The 14,306-nt window shown below is 44.8% G+C and carries 14 protein-coding genes; 6 read left to right on the top strand and 8 right to left on the bottom strand.

Annotated features, from left to right (window positions below):
- The first annotated feature begins 57 nt into the window (after positions 1–57).
- Positions 58–504, top strand: coding sequence for a GNAT family N-acetyltransferase (locus ACFQZR_RS24140; protein ID WP_379350634.1), 447 nt, complete (start codon positions 58–60; stop codon positions 502–504).
- 133 nt (positions 505–637) lie between these two features.
- Here the strand turns inward: ACFQZR_RS24140 and ACFQZR_RS24135 are convergent, their stop codons facing one another.
- The 3 genes from ACFQZR_RS24135 to ACFQZR_RS24125 form a co-directional block, all read right to left on the bottom strand.
- Complete coding sequence (locus ACFQZR_RS24135; RefSeq protein ID WP_379350632.1) at positions 638–2,239, bottom strand: extracellular solute-binding protein; 1,602 nt, start codon at positions 2,237–2,239, stop codon at positions 638–640.
- A gap of 72 nt (positions 2,240–2,311) precedes the next feature.
- Positions 2,312–3,184 (bottom strand): carbohydrate ABC transporter permease, encoded by an 873-nt coding sequence (locus tag ACFQZR_RS24130; RefSeq protein ID WP_379350985.1) that lies wholly within the window; start codon positions 3,182–3,184, stop codon positions 2,312–2,314.
- 44 nt (positions 3,185–3,228) lie between these two features.
- Positions 3,229–4,152, bottom strand: coding sequence for an ABC transporter permease (locus ACFQZR_RS24125; RefSeq protein ID WP_379350630.1), 924 nt, complete (start codon positions 4,150–4,152; stop codon positions 3,229–3,231).
- A gap of 241 nt (positions 4,153–4,393) precedes the next feature.
- Here ACFQZR_RS24125 and ACFQZR_RS24120 point away from each other — a divergent pair, with 241 nt between their 5' ends.
- Entirely contained in the window at positions 4,394–6,652 is a 2,259-nt protein-coding gene (locus ACFQZR_RS24120; protein ID WP_379350627.1) for a helix-turn-helix domain-containing protein, read from the top strand.
- A 74-nt stretch (positions 6,653–6,726) separates the two neighbouring features.
- Here the strand turns inward: ACFQZR_RS24120 and ACFQZR_RS24115 are convergent, their stop codons facing one another.
- Positions 6,727–7,986, bottom strand: coding sequence for a DEAD/DEAH box helicase (locus ACFQZR_RS24115; RefSeq protein WP_379350625.1), 1,260 nt, complete (start codon positions 7,984–7,986; stop codon positions 6,727–6,729).
- Positions 7,987–8,129: 143 nt separating this feature from the next.
- On the opposite strand from ACFQZR_RS24115, the gene ACFQZR_RS24110 reads away from it, so the two are divergent.
- Positions 8,130–8,285, top strand: coding sequence for a hypothetical protein (locus ACFQZR_RS24110; protein WP_379350623.1), 156 nt, complete (start codon positions 8,130–8,132; stop codon positions 8,283–8,285).
- A gap of 292 nt (positions 8,286–8,577) precedes the next feature.
- Here the strand turns inward: ACFQZR_RS24110 and ACFQZR_RS24105 are convergent, their stop codons facing one another.
- Complete coding sequence (locus ACFQZR_RS24105) at positions 8,578–9,333, bottom strand: SDR family oxidoreductase (protein WP_379350621.1); 756 nt, start codon at positions 9,331–9,333, stop codon at positions 8,578–8,580.
- Between the two features lie 340 nt (positions 9,334–9,673).
- Here ACFQZR_RS24105 and ACFQZR_RS24100 point away from each other — a divergent pair, with 340 nt between their 5' ends.
- Positions 9,674–9,904: a nucleoside triphosphate pyrophosphohydrolase family protein gene (locus ACFQZR_RS24100; protein ID WP_379350619.1), complete on the top strand. Its 231-nt coding sequence runs from the start codon at positions 9,674–9,676 to the stop codon at positions 9,902–9,904.
- Positions 9,905–10,045: 141 nt separating this feature from the next.
- Here ACFQZR_RS24100 and ACFQZR_RS24095 read toward each other — a convergent pair whose 3' ends face one another.
- Complete coding sequence (locus ACFQZR_RS24095) at positions 10,046–10,495, bottom strand: SRPBCC domain-containing protein (RefSeq protein WP_379350617.1); 450 nt, start codon at positions 10,493–10,495, stop codon at positions 10,046–10,048.
- Positions 10,496–10,641: 146 nt separating this feature from the next.
- Between ACFQZR_RS24095 and ACFQZR_RS24090 the strand changes: the two genes are divergently transcribed.
- Positions 10,642–11,445 carry a helix-turn-helix domain-containing protein gene (locus ACFQZR_RS24090; protein ID WP_379350615.1) on the top strand — a complete coding sequence of 268 codons (804 nt, stop codon included), beginning with the start codon at positions 10,642–10,644 and terminating at the stop codon, positions 11,443–11,445.
- 47 nt (positions 11,446–11,492) lie between these two features.
- Here ACFQZR_RS24090 and ACFQZR_RS24085 read toward each other — a convergent pair whose 3' ends face one another.
- Both ACFQZR_RS24085 and ACFQZR_RS24080 read right to left on the bottom strand, forming a co-directional pair.
- A complete protein-coding gene (locus tag ACFQZR_RS24085) occupies positions 11,493–12,035 on the bottom strand; it encodes a histidine phosphatase family protein (RefSeq protein ID WP_379350613.1) in 543 nt (180 codons plus the stop codon).
- A 215-nt stretch (positions 12,036–12,250) separates the two neighbouring features.
- Positions 12,251–13,048, bottom strand: coding sequence for a class I SAM-dependent methyltransferase (locus ACFQZR_RS24080; protein ID WP_379350611.1), 798 nt, complete (start codon positions 13,046–13,048; stop codon positions 12,251–12,253).
- A 220-nt stretch (positions 13,049–13,268) separates the two neighbouring features.
- Between ACFQZR_RS24080 and ACFQZR_RS24075 the strand changes: the two genes are divergently transcribed.
- Entirely contained in the window at positions 13,269–14,291 is a 1,023-nt protein-coding gene (locus ACFQZR_RS24075) for an ABC transporter substrate-binding protein (protein ID WP_379350609.1), read from the top strand.
- Positions 14,292–14,306 lie beyond the last annotated feature (15 nt).

The raw sequence follows: 14,306 nt of genomic DNA, 5'->3' as shown, positions 1-14,306 counted from the left end.
GATCCTCGATATGTAATCGATAACGGGGATCTTTATACATAACAGAGGAGATAAGCAATGATGATACGCAAAGCCATGACCGAAGATTGCCACAACCTAAGTAACCTAGCCTATCGATCCAAAGCGCACTGGGGATATTCCGAGGACTTCCTTGCGAAATGCAGAGATGATCTGACAGTAACCGAAGCCTATTTGGAGCAGCATCTTGTGCATGTCATGGAGCGAGATAACGAACTTATAGCATTTTATAGTTTCTCGGTCCAGGACAAGAAGCTGGATGCGTTGTTTATTGACCCGGAGCATATTGGGAAGGGGTACGGCAAGCAGATGTGGTCCGATCTGCTAAGCAAGGTGAAGGCGCTGCATATTGCAGAATTTACATTAGATAGCGATCCTTATGCCGAAGCGTTCTATGCCAAAATGGGAGCGAAGCGAATTGGAGAGATTACCTCTACCGTATTCCCCGATCGTAATCTCCCGCTGATGCACGTCTATGTTAAGTAGCTCGGGGAAGCCGTTATGTATATTCAGCAGAAAATTGCTGCGATGCAAGCGCAATACAGCCTCGGATGAGCAAACCAGCACAAAGCGCAAGCGAAAAAGCCACAACCGTCCGGTTGTGGCTTCTGTCTAAAAGTTATTTCCCGATATCATCCATATATTTGAGCCATTGCTTCTTGTATTCTGCCTGAATTTTGTCCAGCCCTGCTTGCTTGGCCTTCTCCATGAACAATTTCAAGCCGCCCTCAACATCACTAACAAGACCTACGTTAAGCGGGTATAGATATTGCTTTTCCACTTGTAAAACAGCTGCTTTCTCAGCTTGATATGGCGTCCAATCCTCAGGGAACCCTTGGAAAATTTCTGGTCTCGCAATTTTATCGAATTCATTGAACATGGCCAATACAGAATCAAAGCTCTTATCAAACAGCATGAACTCCGGATTTCTCCATGCCCAGCTCTGCATACCTTCTCTCGGGAAACCGCTCGACTGCGAGTCACCGACCATTTTATAATACTTGCCGTCCTCAACTTCGAAGTTTTTGCCTTCAATTCCGTATTGTGTCAGCCAATTGTATTTTTTATCCGTAACCAATTTTTCATAGAAAGCAAGCGCTCTCTCTGGATGCTTGCTGCTGCGCGGAATGGCAAACCCATTATGAATTGGATGTACCGGCGAAGCAAACCCTTTCGCATTTGGATAAGGGAAGTAACCTAGCTCCCAATCCGGGTGAGTCGATTTGATTTTGATGACGGAATCGTTGAAACGGTTCGGATTTTCGCCACCCAGAACAGCAGCTGCCTTACCGCTTGCAAATACATCATGCGCACTATCTTTTACATTCAGGACGTTCTTTGGCCAGTACCCTTTGTCAGCCCATCTTTTGTACATTTTCAAATCTTCAAGATGCTTCGGAGAACCCCAATAAGAAGTTATATCTCTTGGAGTATCATACATCATAATCTGACCATATGGAATGTTACCACTGCTGTTAATGACCTTGGTTGTTAATTGAAGGATTGCATCTGTTTGATACCCTTGATTATCGGCTAATGGAAGCATATTCGGCTCGTTCTTACGGATTCCGTCCAAATATTGCTCTAATGTTTCAATCGATTCAGGTTTCGGCAAGTTGTATTTCTTGCGCAAATCTTCTCTATAAGCAATACCTTCGTTAACATACTCTTTCCATGTTGCAGGAACGGTGTAAATCTTCTTGTCGACTTTGACTCCTTCCCACATGTCCTTCGGTACAAACTCATTTAATTTTGGCGCAGCTTTTGGCAGTAGATCGTCTAATGGAAGGAAGGCGCCTTTCTTCGCATAGGATTGATATTGCGTCCAGTCTGCTGTGAAGATCAGGTCAATCGGCTGTCCCGAAGACAACAGAAGCTTATATTTCTGTTCCCAGTCTGTCCATGTCGTAAAATTGAACTTCACCGTTGCGTTCAAATCGGCCATTGCCAGCTTGTTGATCTCTTCCTGAATGATCGGCAAATCCTTCGGCGCGTCTCCCAGCATGTAGAATTGAAGATCGACCTTTTCGGATGTATCGATCCCACCCGGCTTATTATCCTTTGAATCCGAAGTGTTGGCTGCAGTTCCGTTGTCCTTCGTCTGTGTACTGTCGGTCGTCGTATTCCCTGCGTCTTTCTCCTTACTGCCACCGCACCCTGCAAGCATACTTGCCGCGAGCGTCATGATCATGCATACCGAAATTATCCTACGCTTTACCATCCATATTCCCCCTATAATAGAATAATATATGTCAGCCGAATGCAAACAACAATAGATTTGTTTACTTCGGTACTAACCTTTAACTGCGCCAATCGTCAACCCTTTTACAAAATACCGTTGCACGAACGGGTACAGGAACACGATAGGTCCTGTAACGACAAGCGCCATTGCCATTTTGGTAGATTCCGTCGGAATTTCTTTAGCAAGGGTAACACCTGTGCCTGTTGCCATCTGCGATAAAAACAGCATCGTATTGACCGTATTGTATAAGTAGTACTGCAGCTGGTACATGCTTGTGTCATTAATGAACAGTGAAGATAAGAACCAGTCGTTCCAATAGGTCAGCGCCAAGAACAACCCAACCGTCGCTACGCCCGGCATGGAGAGCTTAAGCACAATGCTATAGTAAATTTTGAAATCGCCTGCCCCATCGATTTTGGCCGACTCGAATAATTCCTCGGGAACAGCTGATTTTATGAAATTTTTCATCAAAATGATGAGAAACGGCGTCATCAATCCCGGCAAAATAAGAACGGCGTATGTGTCTGCCAAATTGAAATATTTGGTGATCATGATATACCACGGTACAAGTCCGCCACCGAACAACGTGGTGAAATAGATGAAGAAAGAGAGCTTGTTGCGATACTTAAAATCCTTCCGTTGTAGAACATATCCCGTCATCGTTATAAGGAATAATCCCGTCACCGTTCCAACAACCGTCACAAATATCGTTACGCTGTAAGCTTTCAGCAGCTGATCCGGGAACGTAAAGATCATTTTGTACCCTTCTAGTGAGAACACTTGCGGGATCAAATGAAATCCGTCTCGGATGATGGATTCGTTCGATGTGAATGAACCCGAAATCATAAGTAGAAAGGGAAAGAGACAAGCAAGTGAAAACAGCATGATGATCAAATAGGCTGACGTTTTAAATAACAACGACATTCCGGCATTATTATCTTTCAAGGTAGTCCCTCCTTTATATCCGTCTAGAACAAGGCATAATCCTCGTTTATTTTTTTGATGATATAATTCACGGTCATAATGAGTACAAACCCGAATAGCGATTGATACAAGCCAGCTGCTGTAGCCATACCGATATCAAAATTCACCTTCAACGAGCGGTAAACATACGTATCGATAATGTCCGTGACATCAAACAGTAGACCGTTATTCCCTACGAGTTGATAGAATAGATCGAATTGTCCCTTCATAATGCTGCCAAGCGCAAATAACAAGAGGATCACAAAGGTTGGCTTAAGCATCGGCACCGTAATGTGCCAGATTCTCTGCATGATATTAGCTCCGTCAATTTTGGCAGCCTCATAATATTCGTCGCTGATCCCCATAATTGCGGCCAAATAAATGATCATACTGTAGCCGAGATTCTTCCATATATAAAATACCGTGATAAGAATCGGCCAAACCCAAGGCGTATTATAAATATCCACCGGTGCAATCCCCAGCGATTTTAAAACCTGATTGAAAAATCCCGATTCGAAATTAAACATGTTATAGGCGAGAACGCTAAGAAGCACAAAAGACATAAAGTAGGGCAAAAACATAATCGATTGGGTAAATTTCTTGAATAACTTGCCGCGAATCTCACTAATTAGAATTGCGATCGCAATAGCCAATACATTACCTAATATAATGAACACAACATTGTATCCGATCGTATTGATCGTTAGCTTCCATAATGCCCCTGATTGATATAGAAATTTGAAATTATCGAGTCCGACAAACGGACTTCCGAACAAACCGCCTGCAAAATCATAGCTTGTGAATGCATAATAAATACCGACCATTGGAAAATAGGAATTGATCAAGAAAAAAATAAGTGTCGGCATTAGCATTAAAAACATGACTTTATTTTTGTTCAATTCGTAAAAAAAGCCTCTCTTCTTTAACATGACCTACGGCCTCCCCCATATGAAGTGTGTTGCTTGCTATGTTCACAGTGTAGATTAGAGTGTTCGGACAAATATACTGTATCCTGCCGCATATCGCTGACAAAACTGCACTTTTCGGGAGTGAACTTTGTGTACTTTCATGAATCTTTTCTACATTTGCACCCTTTACGAATTCAATAATTGAATGCCATTAATTGATATTGTATACTTTCAGTACATATTGAAAGGGGTTTCATAACTGATGACTATTCCAGAGTCCAGGGAGCATAAGAAAGTATATACACGAATCCTAATGAGCTTTATTGGTTGTGTGATCCTTACTCTGCTCGCGACATCTACAATCTTGTACATGAACTTCGAGGATATTGCGCTCAAGCAAGTCTACCATGCCAATTCCAACAGTCTTGTCCAGATCAAGAACGAAGTATCTAAGATGACCGAAACCGCGACTTCCCTATCATCACAAATTTACAACGATTCAGCTGTATCGAAATTACTGTATTATGAGAATCCGAACATCTACGATGCGATCTTCGCACAGCAGCAATTGGATAATTATCGGGCATCATTGCCATTTATTGAATCCATCTATGTATATAACGCAAAATCCAAACAGTTCTACATCAGCTCACATAGCATGCGTAACGGAATCCAACCGAAAGCCGGGCTGGACGACGAAGGAATATTGAATATTTTCAATGATTTCAAAAAATATAAGCCTTTTCAGCCGATTCCGAGAACGTACAACATCGGTTCCATTGAGACGACCAAAGTGTCCAGCTACACCTACTTGTGCTACAGTGTCATCAACGATAATGACTTCTTAAATACAGCGGTAGTTGTCAACATTGCGGACTCTTGGCTAACTCAACGCGTGGAGCCAACGAATGGGAATCCTGCAGGGGAACAGACATTTATCATGAATAAGGACGGGATTTTGTATTCCAAAAACAGGACCAAGCCAATCCTTACCGATTTATCTGATCTAAGCTATATTCAGAAGATACTTACGGACACAGATTCCTCTTCTTATTTTGTAGATACGGTGAACGGAGTTCGTTCATTAATCTCTTACACGTCTCCGGATACGTTAGGCTGGAGATATGTTCGCATAACTCCTTATGACAACATTACACATGACATTAGCAAAATGCGTTTTCGGACGCTTTATATTATTGGAGGTATACTGCTCTTAGGATTATGTGTTTCTTATATTTATTCTCACAGAGTTTACCTTCCGTTCGATAAAGTCTTTCGCAAGTTCAAGACGCTGGAAGCCGAAAAACGAGATCATCAGTATATTTTGAAGCAAGATTTTCTGAGGAATACGATATTGGGGCGGGAAACGAATCTTTCAGGAGTTATACAGGAAAAGCTGCAATATTTTGAATCGAAATTACTCGTAGATCATCCATCATGCCTCGTTCTGCTCAAGATCGATCAATACGCCTATTGGTTGGAGCATTATCATGGAGATTTGAAGCTAATGAAGTATGCCATCATGAATATTAGCGCAGAAATTGCGTCCTCTACCTTTAGCGTTGAGACCATTGACATGGGAGAGAATCATATTTTGCTGATCCTGAATATTCGCGATCCGCTGCAGGAACATAATCAGGAAGCGATGCTGGACATGATACATGAAATGCAAACTTCAATTCTCAATCACATCAAGCTCTCCGTCTCTTTCACTGCAAGTCCGATGATTGAGTCGGTCGAACAATGGACCGGAGCGTACATGCAAATCATGGAAGCTTCCATGCATCGGCTGTTTAAGGGACATGGGAGCATCATCTTTTCTCAAGACATCATGAATTTGAAATCCAAGGAATATGTTTTCCCCGCACATAAAGAGAAACAGCTCTCAGAAAGTATCATGAAGGGCAGTATGGACGAATCCCAGAGCATTTTCTGCGTAATCGTAAGTGAAACAGAACAATATCCCTTTGCGGTACTACAACTGGTCATTTCTCATTTAACGATTACGATCAACAACATCTTAAGATCCTTGCAAAAGAATAATGCTTTCATCGTTACGCCTGACTTCGATATGTCCGTCTCATCATTGAATCAAGCCGAAACGATGGAAGAGATCCATTTGCCTTTTTTCAAATTGTTCGAAGATATCAGCAGAATGCTGGAGGAGAAACGCAGCACGAAACATGAGGATTTTGTCAACAAAGTGCACGAGATCGTCGCTCAGCATTACAGCGATCCGAATCTTTCATTAAATTTCATCGCGGATCAGCTATCGATATCACCGATTTATCTAAGCAGGCTGTATAAGCAGCTAACCGTTAATTCGCTGTCTGATGTCATCGGTGAAATGCGCATGAACAAAGCGAAAGAGCTGTTGCGCCTTTCCGAGTATACGGTTTCTGAAATCGCTGAAAAAACAGGGTTTACGAACAGCTCGTATTTCTATAGGATTTTTAAGAAAAACAACGGTATTACGCCGAATGATTATCGCAAGAACACACAAGCTGCTGCTGATCATTGAATTTACTAGAAAATTGATGCGATGCCAACATGAAAAAAAGAGTACCTCTCGTTCGGAGAGGTACTCTTAGTCTTTTATACCGTTCGTTGTCCGGCATGATGCTTGCCTCGTGGTGCGTGTGTACGCGCTTTGGGTTTGGAAGGCCTCATTCCTGCTGGTCTCGAAGGCTTGTCGGTCTGCGGAGCAGGGACGAAGCTTCCGATCGGATAAGGATGCTCCTTCACCTCGGGGATCTGTTTCTTAATTAATTTCTCAATATCCTTCAGGTAAGGGAACTCTTCTTCTTCACAGAAGGAAATGGCGATTCCGCTCATCCCCGCCCGTCCTGTACGCCCAATGCGGTGAACATAAGTCTCAGGGATGTTCGGCAGATCGATATTAATGACATGTGAGAGCTCCTCGATATCAATACCCCTTGCGGCAATATCCGTTGCGACCAGGATACGTGTTGCGCCGCTCTTGAAATTAGAGAGCGCTGATTGACGCGCATTCTGCGATTTATCACCATGAATGGCTTGCGCTGTAATATCCGCTTTCTTCAGTTCACGCACCATGCGGTCTGCGCCGTGCTTGGTCCGAGTGAATACCAATGCTGAGCCGATCGATGGATCCTCTAGCAAGTGCTTCAAGAGATGTCGTTTATTGCCCTTTTCTACCTTATAGACGGATTGCTGAATGCGGTCCACGGTCGAAGATACAGGTGTAATTTCGACTTTCACGGGATTCACGAGAATCGATTTGACCAATTTCGTAATCTCTGGCGGCATCGTGGCGGAGAAGAATAACGTCTGCTTCTCACGCGGCAGCTTGCTCAGAATCCGCTTCACATCATGAATAAAGCCCATGTCCAGCATACGATCGGCTTCATCCAACACGAGGGTGTGCACATCATGCAACTGGATGCACTTCTGGTTGAGCAGATCAATGAGTCTTCCCGGCGTTGCAATTAGGATGTCCGTTCCTCGGCTGAGCGCTCGCTCTTGTACGCGCTGGGACACACCCCCAACGATCGCCGTACAGCGCAAATCTGTAAATTGACAATACGCGGTGATATTATCTGCGATTTGGATCGCAAGCTCGCGTGTCGGCGATAAGATGAGGGAGCGAATCGGGCGAACCGAACCGGATTTACGTGGTTGGTTCAGTAATCGATCAATGATCGGCAGCGAGAAGGCAGCCGTCTTCCCTGTCCCTGTCTGTGCGCAGCCAAGCAGATCTCGGCCGGCTAACACGGAGGGGATTGCCTGTTCCTGTATCGGTGTTGGCGTTGTATAGTTCTCTTTCGCCAAAGCTTGTAATATAGCAGGGTGTAATTGTAAGTCGTTAAAAGTCATATTGTCTCCTTCATATGGAACGGATTTGGATCATTTACGTCATAACATATAAGGATACCATAAAAGTCCGTGAAAGTCGCTTGACTTCGAGTCAACTCGAACTTCTATAATCCGGCCGCAGGAAGTTAGGGTTCACGTTCAGAGTGAAGCTCGAAGATATTGCATCGTTCACCGAAGACGGTTGCCTGCTGAAGCAGGATGGTGAGGGGATCGAAGATTTACCAGGAACGTTGCAGAAAAGAATGGCAATACTGGATCATCATATCGACTGGTGCAGAAGTGTGAGCTTCGGAACGTGATGTAAAAAGAGGGGCGAGAGCCCCTTATTTGATGATGATCGTCGTGTGGACGAGGTGTCTCTCTCCGCTAACGAATCGTACGATACTTATTGCCCGGAAAATAGCTTCTTTTTCAAGCTAACGAACTCCAGCGATGTTATTTTGTGAATGTTAGGTGGAATGTGGCGCTTTTGATGGGAATAACGATTCTGAGATTCATTACAATTTCAAAACACCTTTTTTGGACGAACTAGGCTTCATGGGGTTCGTTAGCCGTCCAGTCCGCTCCGTGCTGCACGCTCATCTCGCCAACCTAACCCCGATAAAATCCACCCTCTGAATGAATCACTTGTCCTGTGATCCAACAAGCATCCTCACTCGCCAGAAACGCGATCACACGCGCAGCATCTTCCGGAAGACCGATTCGTCCCATGGGGCATTTCGGCAGGAGATGATCTCGGATCTCATCCGTCATCCAATTCGTATCGGTTGGTCCAGGGTTCACCGCATTGACCGTGATCCCAAGTGGCGCTAACTCCGCGGACAAAGATTGGCTGAACGCAGAGATGGCTGCTTTGGATGCCACATAAGCCAGATTCCCAGGCATCGGACCTAGAGCTTGACCCGAAGTTAGATTGATAATTCGACCTGAGGATAAGTTCAATCGCTCGTAACGACGAGCAAACTCCACACATAACAAGGACGTTGCTCTGACGTTCGTATAGTAATGATCATCGAGTGTCTTGGCATCGAGATCCATGTAGTTCGAGTCGATAGAATGGGCGGCGCAATTGATCAGGATCGTGGGGAAACCGAGCTGTTCCGATACGCTGTCTAATAATAAGAGATGAGCATCGATCCGCGATAAATCAATCTCTATGCTTGCACATCGAACGCCCTGACGGATGATCTCCTGCTGAAATGTATTAGGCCATGACGCCTCTGACTTCCAATATGTAAAGAAAATATCGATTCCTTGCGCGGCTAGCCTGCGACAGATCGCAGCAGCGATACCTCTGTCATTGCTGGCCCCTGTAACGATGGCGATTTGATGGTGTAATTGTGTCATAACGTAATCCCTCCATAGGTTGAGGATGCGATCATGTAGGTCAATCGAGATGGTTTATTTCCGTCGAACAATAAAAAAAGCAGATACACAAAGGTATCCGCTTAGTCGATGGATATATCAACCCCACCATGCAGTCCTTGTATGATGATAAAAAGGCATACTTCACCCGAAAGCTTATGGGTATAGCACGCGATTTAGTTCATTCATCATGACAAGATTGTCCACATGTAGATTCTCAATTCCCCTTCCAATCATCTCTCACCCCATAATATCTTCCAATTCAATAGAAATCAACATAAAATAAGGGTTAGGAAATTGATGACAAGAGGATGGACATGACTTGAAGGACGTACAAGCATACTACCAAACCTTCCAAGAGGAAATGGGTTGGGACAAGGTTGATCCACAAGATTTTCAATCCAGCAAAGAGTTCTTATTATACACTCACATGCTGTTAACGACGGAGGTCGCCGAAGTTGCTGAAGAATTCCGTACGATTCTCTATCGAACGAAAGACCTGACCGAGACGGGGATGGCTCAGAATGCGGCTTTTTTACAGGCGAAGCAATAAGTTCGTGAGAACTTGGGCAAAGAACTGGCTGATTGCCTGGCTTATCTCTGTAATTAGCGAATTATTTCGAATATGACTTGGAAGATGAGCTTCGTTCGAAGTTGGATGAGATTCGGGTGAAGTATAACAAATAATGAACAATTAGAACCCAAAATCAAGTGATTTTCCGGTCTCCGCGATCGTCTTGATATTGCTTAGAATCATCCACCAAAACCGCTCGGTTTTGCCGAAGAGTGAGTTGTCCTCGGTCCACGCATCGTTGATGAGATGCAATTGGGTACATGAACCGACTTGTTCAAGTGTTAAAGTGACACGGCTTTCCATCTCTGCATGCTGCGAATAGTGGGAGGGCCCAGGGTGGTCTGTATAGCTTAGGATCCGATACGGTTCATAGGCCAGTATTTTTCCGTAAATATGGACAGTTTGCTCGCCATCAGCGCCAGGTCCTACGAACGTGATATCATCGCCGATCTGGTAGCTTGACCGGATGACCCCGCCCATGAAGGCGTGGAATGATTTCTCAGGATCGCACAGAACCTCCCATACCTGTTCAGGGTTTGTGTTGATGTAGAACGTATATTCCAGCTTCATGTGAAATACCTCCTCGATACGAGTTGAATTTCTCTCGAATACAGCGATCTTAACACGATGTCAGCTGGCATTCTTGTAAAAACGCGCTATGCTTCTTGCGATTGTAAAATTGTAAAATTCGGTGCTGAGAGGTGAAGGGGATACCTATGGAACGTAATCCGAATCAGGGGATTCTACATTTTAATACAGGGAAAACCAAGTTTTCGATTTCTCGTTATCCTTCTTCCGGAGAGTTAGGGTTCTGGATACAACATTATTGGTTTGTTACGTGGGATTTGCGCGGACAGGAGCCCTACACGCAAGAAGTCTTGCAGCATCCGGGGGTGAATATTGTTTTCGAACAGGGAAACTCTCGCATAAGCGGTATTGATCGCAGAAAGTCCGTTAATCTGCTCCAAGGAGAGGGACAGATTGTGGGTGTATTGTTCAGACCAGGTGCATTTTATAGTTTTTTTAAAACACCCGCAGCAACCTTGACCGATCACACCGCACCTCTTTCCGATTACTTCCCCATTAATTGTCGTGCATTCGAAGAAGAACTATTTTCGCTAGAGGATCATGGGAAGAGAATTGAGATGGTGGAGCGATTATTGATGCAATGGGTGCCTGACCGAGATGAGACCGTGGATATATTGAATGATGTGATCAATGGCATTGTGAAAGATCGTGAAATTACACAAGTCGAACATGTCGTCGAGCGGTTCGGCATGACGAAGCGAACGCTTCAACGGTTATTTCGTCAATACATTGGTGTGAGTCCTAAGTGGGTGATTCAACGATACCGAATGCATGAAGCGGGAGAGTTGATCGAGCAGGGCTTGGACCTGGCTCACTTGGCGATGGACCTTGGATATACGGATCAAGCTCATTTCAGTAAAGATTTCAAAGCTGCGGTCGGCAAATCCCCGAGAGAATATGCGAAGATCAACAGGACGCTGCCAAGGGAATGAATGCTTCAATTCCATCCGCATGATCTGGGGCCATCGGCCCCTTACAATCATACTGTCCAGATTCGCTGAATGCTAGGCAAGCCATCGACGAAAGTAAGCTGGTATACGTCAGGATTGGATAAAGCTTGCCACTCGAAGAATCCGTACCTGTCATCAAAATGCTTGAGCAGCAGCGAAATCAAGTTACCGTGGGACACGATAACAGCATTCTTGCACGGTTGATCCAGAACATCCATAACGACTTGAACAGCGCGATGTATCGCCACGCGGCTGGATTCCCCACCCGCATAACATAGATCCAGATTGTCATACGTGGCGCGAAGTTTATCCATCCAATCGGGACAGTCCTGCCCTGATAAGACCCGCTCTGTTAAACGGTCATCCATACGAATGTCGATCCCTTGTTGATCTGCGAATGGTGCGATGGTATGGTAAGCCCGCACATAGGGACTGGTTACGATATAATCGATATTTTTGTCTGCGAGGAATTCGGCGAGAGTCTGGGCTTGCTCGTTACCGATCTCGGTTAATGGAGCATCAGCGGCTTGTCCCGCTGCCTTACAATGCCGGACGACATAGATATTTTTCATGCGTATGTACCTCCCTATAATGATTATCTCGTGGCTAACGAATCGAATGATGCTTAACGGGGGAAAATGGACTGTTTTTTCGTACTAACGAACCCTAGTGGCGTTATTGACTCATTTTCAAGTGAAATAACACGCTTTTGATGGAGATAGCGCCGCTGAGATTCGTTACAGCTTCAGAACACGTATTTTTGCCTAAATAAGCATTGTAGAGTTCGTTAGTCGCGTCGCATACCTGTGATCACAGAGACTGAATGTTCCTCCACAAATTGATCAGCAGGGTTAATCGCTAACAATGCAGTTCGGAGCTCGTCCTCGAATCGTTCCAGATCTTCGCCGAAGAAACGCCTAGCACCATAGGATGTGGAGTACAGATTGCCAACAATCGAATCAACGGTCCACGTGTGCGAATACGTCGGCAGCACGTGATTTTCGATGTTCCGATAACGTGACTTGGCTAACGTATCCTCATACCTTTCTGTCGGCGGTTGGTAGGTAAGATTGCCCGCTCTTCTCTCACTACCTAGCCATCGTGCTACGACTTCATTGACCTTGAGCTGCCAAGGCAGGGGTTCTTGCTTCTCTGAATCGTTGCCGATAATCACAATCCCGCCATTCACGTCCGTATGGTGATATAACATTTCGAGAACCGTTTCCCGGTCCATCCAGTGAAAAGCTTTGGCAATCGTGATGAGTCGAAAAGTCCCCAGATCATTCGCTTGCTCTTCTGCTTTACCTTGGAGCCACTGCACGTTATCCACCCGATTGTCTATGGACAAGCGTCTCGCTTCATCTAACATTTCTGGTTCGGGATCGATTCCTACGATATCGTCGAACCAATCCTGAAACCGGAGCGCGAGCTGGCCTGTCCCACATCCAAGGTCAAGCAGCCGACCTTCGCCATCGAGTGAAAACTTGTCTACAATATACCGAACCAGCGATGCGGGATACAGCGGACGGTATCTAGCGTAGTACCACGCCGTACCTTTAAAGAGATCTGCACCGTAATCAATCATTAATTGTTACACCTTCTTTCGAATCATATGGGGATTAACCTATTCGGCAGGATCACCTGATTTCCTTTTTTTGGGGTGGTTCTTTTTCTTTTGTCCAAAATTTGTTGCGTATTTTAGACGATGTTTGCGGATTATAGGATTCTGTAAGCGGTATCATGCCTGATACAATAAACCTGTAAATAAAAAAACAAAAACATATCGGTTCAAGGGGGAAATAGCAATGAAGAAGGTTTCCATGCTGTTGATCGCATGTATGCTCGTTATGACGGCACTTACAGGTTGCGGCAGTGGTGAGAAAGAGTCAGCTTCGTCCAATAAACTTGTTGTTTACAGTCCGAATAGTGAAGAGATCATTAAGACCATTATCCCAATGTTCGAAAAGCAAACGGGAATTACCGTCGAGCTCGTAACGGCTGGAACGGGCGAAATTGTTAAACGCTTACAATCAGAGAAACAAAATCCTTACGCAGACGTGATGTTTGGCGGTTCGATGGCGGGCTATCTTGAGAACGCTGACTTATATGAGCCGTACGTATCACCGAACGATGAATTCTTACTTGAAGGCCATCGCAATAAATCAGGCTTTGCTACTCCTTTTGTTTCAGATGGAAGCGTTCTCTTAGTGAATAAGAATTTGATCGGCAACATCAAGATTGACAGCTACGCTGACTTGTTGAACCCGGAGCTTAAAGGGAAAATTGCTTCGGCCGATCCGGCAAGCTCAAGCTCCGCATTTGCACAGCTTACGAATATGCTGAAAGCGATGGGCGGCGACTATGAGAACGAGAAAGGCTGGAGCTATGTTAGCGAATTAATCAAAAACTTGGATGGTAAAATCGCGAGCGGTTCAGGAGCTGTTCATAAAAGTGTGGCTGACGGCGAGTATGTGGTTGGCTTGACGTATGAAGATCCAGCGAACACCTATGTAAGAAACGGTGCTCCTGTTGAAGTGGTCTATCCGAAAGAAGGCGCGGTATTCCTAGATGCGGCATCCGGTATTATCAAAGGCGCGCCGCATATGGACAATGCGAAGAAATTCATCGACTTCATTCTATCCAAAGAAGCGCAGGATGCATTTGGCACGCAATTAACGAACCGTCCACTACGTAAAGATACGAAGCTTGGCGATTATATGACACCGTACGACAAGATCAACATGATCAACGAAGACACGGATTATGTCAGTAAAAATAAATCCAAAATCATCGAGCACTACACGGATGTATTCACAAGCACAAAATAAACGAAAGAATTAGGT

The organism is Paenibacillus sp. GCM10027629 (assembly GCF_042676425.1).
Lineage (GTDB): Bacteria > Bacillota > Bacilli > Paenibacillales > Paenibacillaceae > Paenibacillus_K > Paenibacillus_K terrigena.
This window is presented reverse-complemented; position numbering and strand designations above follow the sequence as displayed.